The sequence below is a fragment of the Lysinibacillus pakistanensis genome (genome assembly GCF_030123245.1).
Taxonomy (GTDB): Bacteria; Bacillota; Bacilli; order Bacillales_A; family Planococcaceae; genus Lysinibacillus; species Lysinibacillus pakistanensis.
In genome coordinates, this window is the sequence record NZ_CP126101.1 from 5,139,963 (window position 1) to 5,159,231 (window position 19,269).

The 19,269-nt window shown below is 36.5% G+C and carries 14 protein-coding genes; 7 read left to right on the forward strand and 7 right to left on the reverse strand.

Annotation, left to right across the window (positions count from 1 at the left end):
• The first annotated feature begins 374 nt into the window (after nucleotides 1-374).
• Entirely contained in the window at nucleotides 375-2,678 is a 2,304-nt protein-coding gene (helD, locus tag QNH24_RS25675) for an RNA polymerase recycling motor HelD (protein WP_283870122.1), read from the forward strand.
• An 822-nt stretch (nucleotides 2,679-3,500) separates the two neighbouring features.
• On the opposite strand, the gene QNH24_RS25680 is transcribed toward helD, so the two are convergent.
• The 5 genes from QNH24_RS25680 to QNH24_RS25700 form a co-directional block, all read right to left on the reverse strand.
• On the reverse strand, nucleotides 3,501-4,256 hold the full coding sequence (locus QNH24_RS25680) for an amino acid ABC transporter ATP-binding protein (RefSeq protein WP_283870123.1): 756 nt from the start codon (nucleotides 4,254-4,256) through the stop codon (nucleotides 3,501-3,503).
• A 13-nt stretch (nucleotides 4,257-4,269) separates the two neighbouring features.
• On the reverse strand, nucleotides 4,270-4,971 hold the full coding sequence (locus QNH24_RS25685) for an amino acid ABC transporter permease (protein ID WP_283870124.1): 702 nt from the start codon (nucleotides 4,969-4,971) through the stop codon (nucleotides 4,270-4,272).
• Nucleotides 4,972-4,983: 12 nt separating this feature from the next.
• Nucleotides 4,984-5,691, reverse strand: a complete 708-nt coding sequence (locus QNH24_RS25690; protein ID WP_054772438.1) for an amino acid ABC transporter permease — start codon at nucleotides 5,689-5,691, stop codon at nucleotides 4,984-4,986.
• A gap of 155 nt (nucleotides 5,692-5,846) precedes the next feature.
• Complete coding sequence (locus tag QNH24_RS25695) at nucleotides 5,847-6,722, reverse strand: transporter substrate-binding domain-containing protein (protein ID WP_283870125.1); 876 nt, start codon at nucleotides 6,720-6,722, stop codon at nucleotides 5,847-5,849.
• 34 nt (nucleotides 6,723-6,756) lie between these two features.
• Nucleotides 6,757-7,923: an acyl-CoA dehydrogenase family protein gene (locus tag QNH24_RS25700; RefSeq protein ID WP_283870126.1), complete on the reverse strand. Its 1,167-nt coding sequence runs from the start codon at nucleotides 7,921-7,923 to the stop codon at nucleotides 6,757-6,759.
• A gap of 265 nt (nucleotides 7,924-8,188) precedes the next feature.
• Between QNH24_RS25700 and QNH24_RS25705 the strand changes: the two genes are divergently transcribed.
• A complete protein-coding gene (locus QNH24_RS25705) occupies nucleotides 8,189-8,929 on the forward strand; it encodes a YybI family spore inner coat protein (protein ID WP_283870127.1) in 741 nt (246 codons plus the stop codon).
• A gap of 75 nt (nucleotides 8,930-9,004) precedes the next feature.
• Here the strand turns inward: QNH24_RS25705 and QNH24_RS25710 are convergent, their stop codons facing one another.
• Entirely contained in the window at nucleotides 9,005-9,379 is a 375-nt protein-coding gene (locus tag QNH24_RS25710) for a VOC family protein (protein WP_283870128.1), read from the reverse strand.
• Between the two features lie 215 nt (nucleotides 9,380-9,594).
• Between QNH24_RS25710 and QNH24_RS25715 the strand changes: the two genes are divergently transcribed.
• The 3 genes from QNH24_RS25715 to QNH24_RS25725 all read left to right on the forward strand — a co-directional run bounded on the left by QNH24_RS25715 (nucleotide 9,595) and on the right by QNH24_RS25725 (nucleotide 14,857).
• Nucleotides 9,595-11,544, forward strand: a complete 1,950-nt coding sequence (locus QNH24_RS25715) for a methyl-accepting chemotaxis protein (protein WP_283870129.1) — start codon at nucleotides 9,595-9,597, stop codon at nucleotides 11,542-11,544.
• A gap of 310 nt (nucleotides 11,545-11,854) precedes the next feature.
• A complete protein-coding gene (locus QNH24_RS25720) occupies nucleotides 11,855-13,804 on the forward strand; it encodes a methyl-accepting chemotaxis protein (protein WP_283870130.1) in 1,950 nt (649 codons plus the stop codon).
• A 609-nt stretch (nucleotides 13,805-14,413) separates the two neighbouring features.
• Nucleotides 14,414-14,857: a hypothetical protein gene (locus tag QNH24_RS25725; protein ID WP_283870131.1), complete on the forward strand. Its 444-nt coding sequence runs from the start codon at nucleotides 14,414-14,416 to the stop codon at nucleotides 14,855-14,857.
• Between the two features lie 256 nt (nucleotides 14,858-15,113).
• Here the strand turns inward: QNH24_RS25725 and QNH24_RS25730 are convergent, their stop codons facing one another.
• Nucleotides 15,114-15,533 carry a VOC family protein gene (locus QNH24_RS25730; RefSeq protein ID WP_054772434.1) on the reverse strand — a complete coding sequence of 140 codons (420 nt, stop codon included), beginning with the start codon at nucleotides 15,531-15,533 and terminating at the stop codon, nucleotides 15,114-15,116.
• A 269-nt stretch (nucleotides 15,534-15,802) separates the two neighbouring features.
• Between QNH24_RS25730 and guaC the strand changes: the two genes are divergently transcribed.
• The gene (gene guaC / locus QNH24_RS25735) at nucleotides 15,803-16,786 is read left to right on the forward strand and encodes a GMP reductase (protein ID WP_283870132.1); all 984 of its coding nucleotides are present in this window, start codon (nucleotides 15,803-15,805) and stop codon (nucleotides 16,784-16,786) included.
• A gap of 698 nt (nucleotides 16,787-17,484) precedes the next feature.
• Nucleotides 17,485-19,218, forward strand: coding sequence for a methyl-accepting chemotaxis protein (locus QNH24_RS25740; protein WP_283870133.1), 1,734 nt, complete (start codon nucleotides 17,485-17,487; stop codon nucleotides 19,216-19,218).
• The last annotated feature ends 51 nt before the right edge of the window (nucleotides 19,219-19,269 follow it).

The following is a 19,269-nucleotide window of genomic DNA, read 5'->3' on the forward strand; positions in this document are numbered from 1 at the left end:
TATCGTGTCAAATTCTTTAGGTATGGATACTATTAATTTTAACAATAATTTATTGTAATCAGTCATATTGTGTCAGGATAGTACATATAAAAAAGACTGCTCCACCTTTTTGTAGAGCAGTCTATGTGTATTAATATTTTATTACCTTACACTGTTATTGTATCATAAATTTACAAAAATTACTAGACTATACTTCTTTGCGAAGTAGATGTATGATAAATTTCCTGATTCAATCACCCTACTATTCCCCTTGGGATAAAGGTGTTTGGACAACCATTTATAGAGAATCACAATTACCTTCATTTTCACCATCTTTATAGGTGAGGATTACTGCCGCAGGAAGAGAAAAATATGGAGAGGAATGTGAGTAAACGTTGGAAAATCAAAATGAATGGCTAGAAGAAAAGCATTACCTTGAGCATAGTTTAAATCTCATTGATTACAAAAAAAGCGAATTACTTCGTAAAGAAAAAGGCTTCAAAGAAAATGCTGTCGCCCTGAAGAAATCTTTTTGGAACGATGTCAGGGTTAATTTAGATACTGCTGAAGATGTTGACGAAACCTTTTTTGCGATTAAGCAACAGGTAGAGCTTCTATCTGACTCAGAGCTTGCACAGCAACGTGCAATTCGTAACGTAAAGGTATACGAACGTTTACAACAATCACCCTATTTTGCTCGTATTGACTTTTTACAAAATGGGCACCAAGATCCTTTAAAAATTTATATAGGTGTAGCCACATTATTGGACGAACAGGATGACAATATAGTTATTTATGATTGGCGTGCACCTATATCGAGTATGTACTATGATTACACACCTGGCGATGCAACCTACGAAACATTAGGTGAAGAAATTCATGGTGAAATGTTACTAAAACGACAATTTATAATTAAAAATGGGCAGCTACAATCCATGTTTAATACTGGTCTTACCATTGGTGATGACTTATTACTTGATATTCTTGCGCAAAATGCAAACGAACATATTCGTAGTATCGTTGCAACGATTCAAGCTGAACAAAATAAGATTATTCGACATGTTCACTCACGCTATCTCATCGTAGAGGGTGTTGCGGGTAGTGGTAAAACAGCTGTTGCTTTACAACGAGTAGCCTATCTATTGTATCGTTATCGCAATGAAATGACTGCAGATCAAATTTTACTGATTACACCTAATCAACTTTTTAATCAATATGTCCATACGGTCTTACCTGATTTAGGTGAGGACAACATGCAGCAATTAACGTTCATTGAGTATGCTGAGAAACGTTTAGGTCGACAGTTCCAATTAGAATATCCTTATGAGCAGCTTGAAGATCTTTTAACAGAAAAGAATGACACTCATTATCGAACAAAATTAAGCGCTATTTCTTTTAAAGCGAGTCTTCACTACAAACAATTAATGGATCAATATGTAAGCTATTTATCGAGCAAAGGTTTATTATTTAAAAATATTGTTTTTCGTGGAGAACGAATTATTCCAGCCCAAGCAATTACAGAATACTTCTATTCTTTCCCTTTCTCAATGTCAATACCTGATCGCCTACAATTAGTGAAAGAATGGTTATTGCAGCAATTAACGAAATTTGAAAGGGATGAACGTAGAAAGGAATGGGTAGAACAAGAGGCTGAACTATTAGACAAGGAGGACTACTCCCAGTCTTACAAGGAGCTTTTATATGAGGGACGCTATACAGAAAACTCTTTCGATGATTTTGATCAAGAACGCAAAAAATTAGCAAGACAAATTGTCAAAAAACACTTTAAACCATTACGCAGCTCCGTTAATCAGTTAAGGTTTGTCCATATATTAGGCATGTATCGACAACTCTTTGATCTGAATAGTCCCATTCATAAAGAATTACAGCACCTTATGCCAGACAATTGGGAGGATATTTGCCAGCAAACACTCCCTAATTTAGCAAAACGTCTGATTGCCTATGAGGATGTAGCACCATTTTTATATTTACAGGACAAAATCGAGGGGCAACAGACAAATACGATGATCCGTCATGTATTGATTGACGAAGCCCAAGATTATTCGCCATTTCAATTAACGGTTTTACAGCAGTTATTTCCAAAGGCACATATGACCATTTTAGGAGATGGACATCAAACGATTCATCCGCATACCTTTAGTAATCCTTCACTGCTTGACCCTCAATTATATGGGGAACAGGCAGAAAAAATGATTTTAACGAAAAGCTATCGTTCGACAAAGCAAATCATTCAACTCACTGCCAAGATTTTAAACGATGGTAGTGAAGTAGAGGCATTTAACCGAAATGGTCCAGAACCATCGATTACTATTGTGCCGAATGAATTGGCATTAACTGAGCAAATTATCCAAAGCATCAACGATCTATCTACCAAATTTGAAACCATTGCTGTTATTTGTAAAACTGCAGCTGAATGCTCTGCTGTTTATGAGCAATTAAGCACTCAAGTAGATATTCAACTGATTAACCACAATACCAAGCAATTTAAAAAGGGTATATTATTACTGCCAGCATATATGGCAAAAGGTATCGAATTTGATGCAGTTCTTATCTATAATGCATCTTCAGCTAATTACTCAAGAGAAAACGAACGTAACTATTTCTATACGGCCTGCACGAGAGCTATGCATGAGTTACACATTTATGCCATCAACAAATTAACGTATTTTCTACAATAATAGGACACAGGAGAATCTGTAAAGAACAGATTCTCCTCATAGTGTTGAAAAACTAAATGGTCAAGGGACTCTTTGTGAATATTTAGTCAAAATGAAGGTGTTTTCCATTCCAGGCTACTCGCTTTCCAGTGGGCGAGCGACGAGCCGCTTCCTGCGCTGACGCTCCGTGCAGGGTCTCGTCTGTCTCGCTATCCCACGGGAGTCGAGTAGCCTTCCACTCCAATCAGCAATAGTGTAGAACTTTAAATATTTTCTTCCCTTAAAAGTAAAGTAAAAGCATATTACTTACTATCATTAAATAGATAGAATAGTGGTACAATCCTATAGTTGTCAACCTACATTTTGTGCATAAAAATACTTTATAACTAAACATAAAGCCTCTTACTGCTGTCGTACTGCTTTCGCATAGAAAAATGTTATCAGCTTCATTTTTTACGAAAAATAGTGATGGTTAAGACTTAAATTTATCACTATACATTTATGTGAAATGTCAACGAAAATACTATGAGCAGTGGTTGATTGGAGTGTAGACTGAGTGATTCCTCGGGGATTCAGCGTCACAGATGAGACCCTGGAACGCGAGTGAAGCGGCTCATCGGACGCCCCCAGGAAGCTCTGCTCTGCGCGAAAGCGAAGCGTCAGCGGCAAATGTTTTCTGTAGCGAAAGCAAAGCGACAGCTACAAAGCACTCAGTCAGAACGGAAATCAACCCCTCGTCTTGAAAAAGGGTTATATTTTTAATTTGTCACCTTGATTTCATTGACATAATAGTATTTCAACAACATGAGGAGAATCTGTAAAGAACAGATTCTCCTATTATTTTTATATATAGAATGTGTAGTCTTCTGGAATAACACGTTTAAGGAATTTTTTGGTCCGCTCTTCTTTTGGATTCACAAATATATCATGTGGACTTCCTTCCTCTACAACGACTCCACCATCCATAAATATTACTCGATTGGCTACATCCTTTGCAAAGCCCATTTCATGTGTGACAACAAGCATCGTTGTACCCTCAGCTGCTATGTTTTTCATGACCTGTAGTACCTCACCGACTAACTCTGGATCGAGTGCAGAGGTTGGTTCATCAAATAAAATAATATCTGGATTTAACGCCACTGCTCGTGCGATCCCAACTCGTTGCTGTTGACCTCCAGACAACTGACTTGGATAGGCATCATACTTTTCCGAAAGCCCTACTTTATCAAGTGCCTTCTTACCAATCTCAATTGCCTGTGCTTTCGGTACCTTTCGACCAATGATAAGGCCCTCTGTCACGTTTTCTAAGGCCGTTTTATTAGTGAAGAGATTGTAGTTTTGAAAGACAAATGCTACACGCTGACGAATTGCATGTACGTCTTTTTTCTTTACATGTTGAAAATCGACTTGAATATCTCCAAATGTTGCATGTCCTTGATCAGCATTTTCTAAAAAGTTAATGCATCGTAATAAGGTTGTTTTCCCTGAACCACTGGGACCTAAAATAACAACAACATCACCTTTATCAATGGCTAAATCGACGCCCTTTAAAATTTCATTATTACCAAATGATTTATGGATATTTTTAATCTCTAACATGCTTCATCACCCCTCAGGCATTTGCTGCTTTAAATTTACTTAAATGCTTCTCATATCGTTTAAAGAGAAATTCAACGGTACTACATAAAATTAAGTAGACAATGAAAATATCAATATATGCTTCTACATAATTGTAACCAACATTGGCAGCTACCTTAGCCTTCAATGTGATTTCAGGTAAGGACATAGCATAGCCTAAAGATGTCGCTTTAATAAGATTAACAGTAGCTGTACAAATATTTGGCATAGCCACCACTAAGGCTTGTGGAATAATTATTCGGCGATAGGCCTGAAATGTCGTTAAGCCTGTTGCATGCGCTGCCTCCAACTGGCCTTTTTCAATCGTACTTAAAGCAGAACGAAATACCTCAATTAAAATAGCCGTTGTACTAAAGGCAAAGACAATAAATGCATACCAAATAGGATTGATTTTATAAATATCATAGCTTATATTGTATTTTTCAAAAATAATTTTTAGCATTAACGGAATGCTACTATACATAATAAAAATTTGAATAATTATGGGTGTTCCTCTGACAAAGGAAACATAAATCTTTGCTAAATGATGAATAACTGGAATTTTATTAATCCGTGTTAATGCCAGTAAAAAACCAAGTGGCAAAGCAACAAGCAACGCAACAACGGTTACAAGGAGTGCAATAGGAACACCTGATAATGCTACAAAAAAGGTTTCAAGTAAAAATTGATAATTCATGGCTTCCCCTCCCTATGTTGTTTCTAATGTCTTTTTCCCTTTGCCAAAAAACTTTTCCAGCATAGCAAAGAATTTTTCAATAATAATTGAAAGCACCCAATAAACAATGGCTAAAGCAATATATATCTCTAATGCATGTGCATTTATATTACTAGCGATAATTAAATTTGCCTTCCCAACAATGTCAATTAAGCCAATCGTATAAGCAAGTGCCCCCTCCTGTAATAACGCAATCATACCGTTCCCAAAGTTTGGTAAGGCAACAACAAGTGCTTGGGGGAAAATAATACGTCGATAGGCTTGAATTGGCGTTAATCCTACACTAACAGCTGCTTCAAATTGACCTTTAGGAATTGCTAAATATGCGGAACGTATCACTTCTGACATAATTGCAGCGAACTGCAACGTAAATGTCACAACAACAAAAATAGCCGTTTCAATCGAATGCAGATTTATGCCAACATTTTCTGCTAATGCTGGTACACCATAATAGACAAGAAATAATAGGACAATTGATGGTGTACAACGCATAATTGTTGTATATAGATTCGCTAATTTTTGTAATGATTTTACTGAGCTTAACTTTGCAGCCGCTAATAGTAAGCCTAATATTGTGCCTAATACAATGGAAGATCCTGCAACTAAAAATGTCACTTTTAAAAAGGGCAATAATACAGGGATTGAATTCCAAATGTATGATGCATCAAAATACTTCTCCATTTCCTCACCAACTTTTATAAATATCTAATTATAGCGTAGTAAATTTTTCTTTGTATGAATAAAGACTGCTGAGTATACTGACTCAACAGCCTTTTATTGATAGTAGCAGCTGCTAACACCTTCTCTTCCGAAGAGAATTCATTAATTACCGCCTATTAACGGTTCACTTTTTCTAACACTTCAAATAAATCTCGTCCGTAAAATTTTGTGCTTAATTCATTTGTTTTCTTCTGCTCTTTAATCTGTGCGATAGCTTTATCATATGCATCTGCAAATTCTTGTTCCTTTTTATTAAACAATGGCCATGTTTTGATAACAGCAAATTCATTGTAAACAACATCATCTTTTAAGTTATGGTAAGGACCATCCTCTGCTAAAACTTGTTGCTTAAACGGACCTTCAATCATAACACCGCCATCCACACGTTTTTCATTTACCCATTGCACAACATCAACCGTAAACGCATCTCCAGCCTGTAATTTTACTTTATTGTCAGGATGAGCTGTGTTGTACTCATCAATAATTGTATACTGGGCATTATTCGCAGCAATCGGTGCCAATGCATAGCCCTTTTTCGCGAAGTCTTCTAATGTTTTTATACCTTCATCTTCTTTTCGTAATACTAAACCAGCGCTACTTAATCCTAAAAATTCTTTCGGGAAAATAAACTTTTCTGTACGTTCCTGTGTAAAGAATGCATTTTTAACCCCTACTTGATATTTCCCTTGCTCAACACCAATCAATAAATCATCACTTGTTGTCCCTACATACTCAAACTTATATTCAGGTAATAATTCATCCACCAGCTTCATCACTTCAACATCATAGCCTGTCGGATTTCCTTTATCATCTATATAACTAATTGGCTTAGTAGCCTGATCAAAAGCAACCTTCACTGTACGTACTTTTACGCCATCAGCATCCGTTCCTTTATCTGATGAGGACTCTTCTGAATTACAGCCTACTAAAATGGCAAGTGAAGCCAATCCTATTGCAGCGAATTTGAAAATCTTGTTCTTTTGTTTAAACATATGTCATTTCTCCTTATTTTCAATGGTTTTTCCATTAATTTTCCTTCATTTTTTGCTGTTCAATTGCCGCCGTTGCAAGCTTAATAATAGTCATATCATCCATTGGCGGATTATGCAGACCAGCACGAACATTTCGATAATAGCGTTGCAATGGATTTGTTAACTGCAAGCTCTTTGCCCCCACCACTCGCATTGCTTTGTCTACAACGTCAATCGCTAAATTCGTTACGGTATGTTTAGCCACAGCCATTTCATTTGTTAAAAATTCGCGTCTTGCTGGATCATCATAAGCCTCTGCTACACCGTATAGTACAAAGCGTGCCTGATGTAGCTTTAATTCAATATCGCCTAGTAGCTGCTGGACATTGGGTAAAGTACTTATTGGAGCATTTAGGCTATTCGGTTGATGATGATTGGCAAAATGCAGTGCATAGTCACGGGCTGCCTGCGCAATACCTAAGTAAGTTGCAGGAATATGTAGAATCCACCCATTTATTTTGCCACCGCTAGGATGACTAGGTAATTCTACTAAGTAATTACTAGGAACAACTACATCAGTTAGTACTAAATCATGGCTACTTGTTCCTCGCATTGCAGACATCTCCCAGTTTTCTTCAATGGAGAGACCTTTCACATCTTTATGAATCAAGAAGAAGCCAATTTGATTTTTTTCCTCAATCCATGCTGATGTTAAGAAATAATCGAGCACTGGAGAGGCCGTTGTAAAAATTTTACGCCCGTTCAATAGCCATCCTTGTTTCGTTGAAATAGCATTTGTTCCAGGTCGCCCTCCACGTGTTGGACTCCCTGTTGCTGCTTCACTAACAGCTCGATTGATAATAGCACCATTTTTTATTTCTGGCGCAAGTAAATGCAGTGCATCTTCTGCCCATAATTTTGTCTCATATATTTCACCTACAACACCAAGTGTCCAACCTAATGAGAGGGAAGCATTCTCGTCATAGCTTGCTAATGTTTCTTGAATGAGTACCATATCATAAACTGATAAACCTTCACCGCCAAATTCCTTCGGTAAAGTTAGTCTCGGATAGCCGATTTGCAGAAGTAGTCTATGTGCTTCGAATGGAAAGCGAGATTGTTCATCTACCTCTTTAGCCTCTGTTCTAATCGGCTCTGCAATAGAAGCCAATTGATCGAGCCAATACTTTTGTTGCGCTGTTTTAATAAATAAATCCTTCAAGAAAATCTCCTTCTTCCCAAATTATATAAAACATATATATTTACTAAGAATTAACTTTTTAAAAAAATCTCTAACTACTTTTTTAGTAGTGAGATTTAAATTGGTACTGAATTTTCTGATTCGTTGACATTTATGATACTTTTCACAATAAAAAATGTCAATGGGTTAAATATAAGTTTTTTTGTAAGCTTTATTGGCTTTATCTAAATTTTATTCACCAAGCTGTTTTTATAACATATGCTAGATGGTAGAAAGAGGTGTATGTATGACGAATAATATGAATCCATCATTAGGTAATATCGCCATGGCACATCTAACTCCTGAGGTTATTCAAACAAAATTTGGCGATATAAATGGAGATGGCATTTTAGAGACAGTCCTTTTAATAGGAACTAAAACCCCAGATAGCCCCCTGTGGAAAAATCTAACTTTGGGGATTTTTTATGGGCAAACACAAAAATTTGAAAAAGTAATACTAAAGCAAAATATTGGTTATAATCCAACTATTTTTCTAGGTGATTTCACTGGCAATCATCAAGATGATATTTTAGCTATTTCTGACACTGGAGGTAGTGGAGGAATTATCAATGGTGAAATCTTTGCCTCGATAAACGGGCAAGTTCGTTCTATTTTTGATACAGAATCTTTCACTAATAAATATACAGTCAATTATCAAGATCAGTACAAAGTAGCTGTTCGTAGCGCGAATCCTAAAAAGCAATATATTATTGATTTACAGTACAAGGGACCTGAATATTTAGCAGAAATCTATAATCAAGATGGGACGCTAAAACAGCCTATAGAGGGATGGGTTGATCCAATTAGTGGGTTGTATCCTGTTGATTATGAACGGGATGGAATATACGAAATTTTGGCGTATCAGGCTATTGCGGGGAGATATCATGCTGATGGATTAGGTTATGTAGAGAACATACTAAAATGGAACGGTAACAAATTTATAGTGGACCGCCAAACGGTATCGATTTATGGAGAGGACCTAAAATGAATTTTCTACTATAACTTAAAACGAGAATTTGCTCAAAAAAATTCTCGTTTTAGAGGTAGTAGTCGAAACTGTTATTTATTTTTCAACCAATGCGAAATAATTATCTTCATGATCAGCAAAATTAAATACTCTCCCCATTGGCATCATTATTAAATCCCCTACTATAACACCCTTTTCCTGAAAATCCTGATACAGATCTTCTATATGATCAGCGTAAAACATAATCGACGGTGTCCCTAAATTCAATTCAGGCTGCATTTTTGCAATAATTTCTTTGTTGTGGAGAACAAAAGTCGTTTGAGCTTCTTTCGTTGGAGCAATTTCAATTGTTCGTATTCCTTCCTCTTCCCGTTCATCAACTACCACAAAGCCGATTTTTTCTGTCCAAAACTTAACGGCTGCATCCTGGTCGTTTACATATAACATGACTTGTCCAATTTGTTTAATCATGAACAATCCCCTCCTCTTTTGAACATTAGTATACAACAATTGTAAGCTTTCTATGTTCACTCATGAGTAATATTACTGCAAACATTCTGATAAAAAAGCATTTATGGAAAAACGCTTAACATTTAATTTATTTTTGATAAAATAAGCTAGTTAGTCTATTCTTTACCTATTGCGGAAAAGTATACAACTATAATATAAGAGTGAGGATAATTTAAGTGAAACAACTAAGTATAAGGAAAAAGCTCATTTTTTCATTTTTAGCAATGCTTCTCGTCCCAACACTATTAATTGGCATTATTTCTTACCAGAGTGCCGAGCAACAAATTTTAAAAGAACAACAAGCAAGCACAGCCGAGAGTATACGCATGCTTAATACGAATATTACAAACACCATTGATCCAAAAATAAAAGATATCCAATACTTCTCCAAAAAGCTGAATAAATCCTATACACAAGTAGATAAAGAACCAGAACTAAAGACGCTTTTCCGAGAATATATCAATATGCACCCCGAGGTAGAGCTCATCTATCTAGGAACGGCAGATGGTCGGTTATTAGATGAACCTACGCAAGTATATCCAGATGACTTTGATTTACTTACCAGACCATGGTACAAGCAAGCTCTAGAAAATAATGACCAGGTGTCCATCACTGCACCATACATTTCTCAAGCTACAGGCGACATTGTCATAACAATTACACAAGCTTTACCAGACAGCTCTGGCGTAATTGGATTAGATTTAAACATTTCCACCCTTAGTACCATCACAAATGATATACGCATTGGGAAAACTGGTTTTGCCTCCCTTTTAGATAGCTATCAGGTATATATTGCTGACCAGAAGAACGAAAGTGGCTCAGAGGCAACTGAAAGCTATATCAAAAAAATATATGAACAAGATAGTGGAACAGTAAGAGAATCAAATAAGCAACTACAATTTGTTACTAATAAGCTAACAGGATGGAAGATTGTTGGCACAATGTTTACTGCCGAGGCCTCTAAGGCTGCCGCCTCCACCTTTAATATGAACTTAATAATCACTGCTGTTTCAATAATTGTTGGTATTATCTTTATGCTTTATATGATTAAATCCATAGTTAATCCAATTAATCGACTGAAACAAAGTGCTGTAACAATTAGTGAAGGCGATTTAACAGAGTTTATTGATATTCATTCTAAGGATGAAATTGGTCAACTGGCTGAAGCCTTTGTCTCTATGAAAGTTAGTTTAAAATCTTTAATACGTAATGTTGATCAAAGCTCTCAGCATGTACAAGTTGCTGCACAAGGTTTATCCGCCAATGCAGAGCAAAATATTGCTGCTTCTGAGCAGGTGACAGAAGCGATGCAACAGGTGGCTATCAGTTCAGAGAAACAAACAACGGGAATTGACCAGAACGCAATATCAGTTGAGGAAATTGCTAAGGGAGTGGTTGAGGTCGCAGATAGCTCTATGCAAGTTTCAGATCTCACTAGCTATGCTATTCAATTGGCAGAGGAAGGTGGTCATTCTGTAGATCAAACGGTTCAGCAAATGCATTCCATTCACGAATCTGTAGCTCTATCAGATAGGATGATAAAATCACTCTATGACCAAACTAAAGAAATTGGCTCTATATTAGAAATTATTAGTGCAATTTCCGATCAAACAAATCTTCTTGCCTTAAATGCTGCTATCGAAGCTGCCCGAGCAGGAGAGCACGGAAAAGGCTTTGCCGTAGTTGCAGATGAAGTTCGAAAATTAGCAGAACAATCACAGCATTCAGCAAAACAAATTTCTGAGCTAATTACAGGTATTCAGCAAGAGACTGCCAAATCAGTACAAACAATGATAAAGGCTTCTACAGATGTGCAGGATGGCTTACAGCTCACAGAAGATACAAGTAAAAAGTTTGCGCATATTATGACAAGCTTACGGGAAATGGCTCCGAAGATGGAGGACATATCTGCCTCTGCACAGGAAATGTCTGCAGTTGTTGAAGAAGTCTCTGCAACAGCTATTGAGCTAACAGACCATGCTAAATTAAATGCTGCTGCATCTGAAGAAGTGGCTGCATCTACAGAGCAAACATTATCCTCCATGCAAGAAATGGCTAACGCTGCTAAAGTACTACTTGATATGGCTGATGAATTACAGGGCTATGTAGGCCGTTTTAAATATTGATGATTCATACGTCTGAGCTCAACATACGATTGAGCTCAGATTTTTATTTTTGTATAGCTTAAATTTATCTACACAGAAGTTTAAATTTTCTGATATTTTAGATAATTTAATTGATTTAAATTCATTTTACTTTTAGAATCAGATTAAAACATTTGAACTATCAGTGAAGCAGTTTATGAGTGGAAAAACATTAACAAATTCCAATATATTACATACAATTATACGTTTTTCTGATAAAATAAGACAAATAACATTTTGGTAGTTCAATTTATTCATATATAAAAATATTGTTATAAGGGGGAATTTATCTATGAAACGAATCAGCTTACGAAAAAAATTAATTTTTGCATTTTTAGCCATACTTCTCGTTCCAACTCTATTAATCGGATACACCTCCTTCAAAAGTACAAAAAGCCAAATTCTAAAGGAGCAACAAGCAAGTGCTACAGAAAGCGTACGCATGCTAAATACCAATATTACAAATACCATTTCTCCTAAAGTATTGGATATCGAATACTTTGCAAAAAAAGTAGATCAAACTTATCTATCGGGAGAAAAAAACAATGAACTAAAGGGTCTTTTCCAAGAATATATAAATACACACCCAGAGGTTGAATTACTTTATATAGGTACTGCGGATGGCAGAATAATAGATGAGCCTGTTCATGAGTATGAAAGTGATTATGATCCACGTGAACGATCTTGGTATAAAGAAGCAGTCGCTAACAAAGGACAAGTTACCATTACTTCTCCCTATATATCAAAATCAACAAATAACATGGTTATTTCAGTTATGCAGACTCTTCCGGATGGATCCGGGGTAATTGCCTTAGATTTTAATATCTCTGTGCTAGGTGCAATTACAGAGGACGCTCGTATTGGAGAAACAGGATTTGCTTCCCTAATAGATAAGGATAAGCTATATGTTTCTCAGCGAGATAAAGAGAGCGGTTCTGAAGCAACAGAGAGCTATATTTCGAAGGTTTATGAGCAGGAGAAAGGAACAATAGTTGAAAATGACCGCCACTTACAGTTTGTCACAAATAAACTAACGGGCTGGAAGGTTATTGGTACGATGTTTACGGCTGAGGCTACAAATGCCGCTACTTCAACTTTTAAAATTACTTTAACTATAACTTTCTTTTCAATTATTATAGGTTTAGTATTCATGCTTTACATGATCAAGTCTATTGTTAAACCGCTTAAACTCCTTCAAAATAGCGCATTAAAAATTAGTGATGGCAATTTAACAGAGTATATTGAAGTACACACGAAAGATGAGATTGGTCAATTAGGTGAAGCCTTCATATCCATGAAGGTGAACTTAAAAAAATTAATCCGCAATGTCAATCAGAGTGCCGAGCATGTTCAAAAGTCAGCACAAGATCTATCTGCTAATGCGGAACAAAATATTGCTGCTTCAGAGCAGGTGACGGAAGCGATGCAACAAGTGGCTATTAGTACAGAAAAACAAACATCGAGTATTGATCAAAATGCAATTTCTATCGAGGAGATAGCTAAAGGAGTGGTCGAGGTTGCCGATAGCTCTATGCAGGTTCTAGACCTATCTAGCCACGCTATCAATTTGGCTGAAGAAGGCGGTCAATCAGTACAGCAAACGGTTAACCAAATGGTTTCTATTCACGAATCTGTTGCACAATCAGATGCTATGATTAAAACACTTTATGATCGAACAAAGGAAATTGGCTCTATTATTGAAATTATTAGTGCAATTTCAGACCAAACCAACCTACTTGCATTGAACGCAGCTATAGAAGCAGCACGTGCAGGTGAACACGGAAAAGGCTTTGCGGTAGTTGCTGATGAGGTTCGAAAACTAGCAGAGCAATCCCATCAATCGGCAGAGCAAATTTCTACGCTAATTACTGGTATTCAACAGGACACAGCGAATTCTGTTCAAACCATGACAAAGGCATCCGTAGACGTTCAGGATGGTCTAAAACTTTCCGAAGACACAAGTACGAAATTCGAGAGTATTATCGCAAGCCTAAGAAGTATTGCACCAAAAATGGAGGATATCTCTGCATCAACACAGCAAATGTCTGCAGTGGTCGAAGAAGTTTCCGCTACTGCAATTGAGCTTTCTGATCATGCTAAGCTAAATGCAGCCGCGTCTGAGGAAGTCGCTGCATCTACCGAGCAAACATTATCCTCCATGCAGGATATCGCCTCTGCTGCAAAAACACTACTCGATATGGCCGATGAGCTCCAAGGCTTTGTAAACCAATTTAAATATTAAAAAATAGAGGCTGGGACATAACTAGCTGCTCATATCTAAGAAAAGAGAAATCGATGTCATCCGATTTCTCTTTTTTCTTGGTGATTCTATTTTTATAACATAAGGACACAGTTATTGTGTGGTGACTTTAATTTTATCAGAAGGTGTCCCTTCTTTTCATCTAAATTAAAGCACAGAAAATTTTACTGTATTGAGGTTTTGTCCCAGCCTCTATCCTAGCTTGATTAGTGAGGTATTCATGGTTTGTAATACTGATACATATTATTATTTGAATTTTAGACTACTGAAGAACTATCAACCTCTATACATTAATTCAGTTATTTTATGTAAATCCTAATTCCTCTAATGGTTGTAATTCAATCAATTTCGGCAGCATTTTCCACAAGGCTACTGCAACTAAAAACTAAAAATAATGCAAAAATAAACTAAGTAATTTGTTACTAGTTAACGATATCACGTTTGACAACTTACCCCATATTTATAAGTGCATACTCCAGCGTATAGTAAATTACATTATTTGTATATAATGGTTTTATTTATTGTATAATTGTTTGAAGTAACCAAGAAAGAAGGTGAATTAAAGTGGTGAAAAAGAGGTCCATTTTTTGGGTGTTAATTGGATTATTGTTTACGCAAACAGCTTGTAGCAACGGTGTAAGTATTCAACACGAAGAGAGAAACCCTGAAATTGTTATTTCAGAAAAAACGAAATTTGAAAATTTAAGAGTACTAGAACTGGATGTTAATCACGAAGATAATAAAAAGGTTCTTAACGTCTTTGGAGATGAGTTAAAAGAGGGTATTTATGCTTACGATAATAAGAATAAAACTTATATTCTGATAAATTCAAACACTAAGAATTACACTGATTACTCATTTAAATATGATATGAAAAAGAAAATCCTAACCCTTTCTTATACAACTACAGAAGGAAGTATTACCAATAAAAAAACGCTATTCCTTATAGAAAGTAAAAAAAAGAATCAATTTGAGGAATTAAAACTGGTTAATAACGGAAATGATGATGGTTTTGTAGGAGTGTTTACTAATTAAAAAGGCCAATTATTTCTGTAGAGTTTGACATAATTGTCCATTTTTATAGAAGTTTTAAGGGACAGTTATTATTTTTAGAAAATAGAGGTTGTGAACTGAATAACGTTCTGGAAATATTTCTATAATCAACTGGGACATAACAGGTCAAAATCTTAAAAAGCACGAGAAATCAATTTAAAAAACGTTGATTTCTCGCGTTTTTCTGGTTTGAAATATTGAAAGTTTACTTATGTCCCAGCCTCTAATACTTTTTTTACTATTTATTTTCCTCATGACTAAATTGCCATTCAATTCCGAATTTATCTGTAAGCGAGCCATAGCACTTACTCCAAAAAGTTTCTTGTAGCTCCATACTTACCTTGCCGCCATCCTTCAGATTTTCAAAGGCTTTACGCATCTTCTCTTCATCACTAGAAACAATAGCTAATGTAACATTGTTTCCACGTGTGAATGGCGATCCTGGGAATGTATCCGAGAACATTACTGTACTATCAAAAATCGAAAGTCGTGTATGCATGACAAGATCTTTGGCTTCCTCTGGTAATTGATAATTGGGATTTTGAGGTGAATCTCCAAAGGTCATAATTTCAGGCTTGTCCGTATTAAAAGCCTTCTCATAAAACGTTACAGCCTCCCGACAATTTCCATTAAAAATTAAATACACTTCTACTGCCATCTCCAACACTCCTTTGTCATTTTCTGAAACAATTCTATTGTACATGGATATCAAATAGTATGACAAATTTTAAATAAAATTGCTTATATAATAAACATCCATCCACCAATATTACTTAAGTTATAGTATCGCTTTTATCACTTATTCTGCTGTTTTTCTATTTATTATGATAAAAGCTTTGACATTTACTCAAAAATCATGTAAATTACCAAATGACGAACAATTTAAAACAATTATTTAAAAATATTCGTATTTTAGGAGTGTATAGAATGGATAACGTATTTGACTATGAGGATATTCAATTAATTCCCGCAAAATGTATTGTAGAAAGTCGCTCTGAATGTGATACATCAATTACTTTAGGTGGACATACATTCAAACTTCCTGTTGTTCCTGCAAACATGCAAACAATTATCGACGAAAGTCTTGCTGTGAAGCTTGCTGAAAACGGTTACTTTTATATCATGCATCGTTTCAACCCTGAAACTCGAGCGGATTTCATTAAAGATATGCAAGCACGTGGACTTATCGCGTCCATTAGTGTTGGAGTAAAAGATGAAGAGTATTCATTTATAGAGGAGTTAGCTGCTGTTAATCTAGTTCCCGATTTTATTACAATTGACATTGCTCACGGTCATTCTAATGCTGTCATTCGTATGATTCAACACATCAAAAAATACTTACCCAATAGTTTTGTCATTGCTGGTAATGTTGGTACACCTGAAGCTGTACGTGAATTAGAAAATGCTGGCGCAGATGCTACAAAAGTTGGTATAGGACCAGGTAAAGTATGTATTACTAAAATTAAAACAGGCTTTGGTACAGGTGGCTGGCAGTTAGCTGCATTACGCTGGTGCGCGAAGGCTGCTACAAAACCAATTATTGCGGATGGAGGAATCCGCACACATGGTGATATTGCAAAATCAGTTCGCTTCGGCGCATCCATGGTTATGATTGGATCTTTATTTGCTGGCCATGAAGAATCACCTGGTGAAACAATCGAAATTGACGGTAAAATTGTCAAAGAATACTTCGGTTCTGCCTCTGAATTCCAAAAAGGCGAACGCAAAAATGTGGAAGGCAAAAAAATGTACGTTGAACACAAGGGCAGCATCAAGGATACATTAATTGAAATGCAGCAAGACCTTCAATCCTCTATTTCCTATGCAGGTGGCAACAAGCTAGATGCCATTCGAAATGTAGACTATGTTATTGTGAAAAACTCTATTTTTAACGGCGATAAAGTATATTAATATTGCTAAAACCCAAACACTCTTGTTTGGGTTTTCGTCATTATAAAGCCTTTAGCCAGGCTGAATTTCCATTATTGCCTGAGCAATAATAGAGGCTACCAGAGCAGTTCCTTGAAGAACCTGAGCAGTTTTTTTGGGGAACCGAGCAAGTTTGGGGCCTACCTGAGCGCTTCTTTTGGGGAGCCGAGCAAATTTGGGTCCTACCTGAGCGCTTCTTCTGGGGAACCGAGCTGTTTTGGGCACTACCTGAGCGCTTCTTCTGGCGAGCCGAGCAAGTTTAAGCACTACCTGAGCGCTTCTTCTGGGGAGCCGAGCAAGTTTGAGCACTACCTGAGCGCTTCTTCTGGGGAACCGAGCTTTTTTCAGCCTTACCTGAGCGATTGATCTAGGGAGCCGAGCTTTTTTCAGCCTTACCAGAGTGCTTCTTCTAGGGGAACCAAGTAGTTTTTCGCCTCACACGAGTTGTTCTTCCTTAAACAGAGCAGTTTGTACCTCACCAATTATTTTTGACACTCAACTAAGCAATTTTCAGGGTCACCAATCCCCCAGTCATCATAAAAGAATATAACATTGCCCTTATTTTAAAATATTATCATTTAATTTTCGGAATTTTCTATTTTATTGAAATCCTTTGTATTATAATTAAATTAAGGAATTGTAAAACTTTGTATAAGTAGACAGGAACGGAGGTTGTGCCCATGATGAAGTCAGTCCGTAACAAACTTGTCACATTAGCCATTATCGTCATTTTGATTCCTACAACTTTAGTTGGTACGGTAAATTACTTTGTGGCAAAAAGCGAAATTGATGAGGTAGGTAGACAAAGTCTAAAGAATGGGACGTTGGGGATACTTGAAGTAATAGCTCAATTAGATGAGCAAGTTCAGCAAGGGAAGCTTACATTAACCGAGGCTCAGGAGCGTGCTAGGACACAAATAGTAGGCAAAAAAACAGAGGATAATAAAAGATCTATAGATAACCCCATTAAATACGGTGAAAATTTCTATTTTTATGCCTTTAAAGCTGATGGAACAGTTGAAACTCACCCATCCCTTGAAGGGCAAAATATCTCAGACCTACAGACAACGGATGGTCGCTATTTTGTACGTGAAATGATAGATGAGGCTAAAGCAGGTGGGGGGTATGTCCGTTATGACTGGGCATTGCCATCAAACCCAGATGTTGTTGCTCCTAAAATTACTTATGTAGCTACGGACAAGCATTGGGGATGGATTATCGCTGCTGGTACTTATGAAATGGATTTTAATGCAGGTACTAAAAATGTCCTTTACTACACAGTTGTTATGACTTTCCTTGCAACAATCATTGGCGTTGCCCTATATTGGTTCTTCTCTGGCAGAATGACTTCGTACATACGCCGAATTATGGTGATGACCTCTGATATTGCTAAAGGGAAATTAACAGGCGAGGATATTCCTATAACTACAAAAGATGAATTAGGAATACTGGCTAGCAATGTAAATAATATGAAACACAGCTTAAATGAAATGGTTGATAACACGAAAGACAGTGCAGGCAAAATGAGAATTTCATCAGAAATGCTTAGCGCTATTACTGAAGAAACAACCGCTTCTGCCGATGAAATCCATCAGGCTATTACTGAAATATCGAAAGGAGCTGTCATTCAGGCAGAAGAAGCCGAAATGGCCATAAGCAAGGTTGAAAAATTGTCTTCTCTTATTTCAAATGCAACTGAAAAATATGCTGAAATTACGGAGGATATGAATAACATTAATAACTCACAGGAAAATGGTAGACAAAAGGTCGAAATATTACAGCAAAATTCACATGAATTTACACAAGTCATTGAAGAACTGAGATCAAACTTCTCGAGCTTAACAGGACAAATGGAGGAAATTCATAATGTTGTACAAACGATCACCTCCATCTCTGAACAGACTAATCTTTTAGCCTTAAATGCAAGTATAGAAGCAGCACGAGCAGGTGAACATGGAAAAGGTTTTGCCGTTGTAGCAGAAGAAGTTCGCAATTTATCAGAGGATACGAATGAGGCAACTAATCGTGTAAGAAATTTATTAAAACGTATCGAAATAGATACTGCTAGTTCAGACTCTAAGATGATGCACACCCTTCAGCTTTCACAGGGACAAGCCACTTCCATAAGTGAGGTAAAAAATGCTTTTACATTGTTAGCTGATTCCATCCAGGGCATTACTGCACATCTTGTGTCCCTTGATCAGGGTATGAGTGAAATGGCCGAAAATCGTTTAATTGTCATTAATGCCATTAATGAAATAGCAAGTGTGGCTACTGAATCTGCAGCAGCTACCGAGCAAATCAATGCTTCCATTGATGAACAGAAATCAGCGGTCACTTCTATTATGCATTCCTCAGTCGAGCTTCACTCAGAAGCAGAACGTATGCACGAATTAGTAGATCGTTTTACATGATATTAAAATCCCCTACAGTCTAAGCTATAGGGGATTTTATAATTACATTTA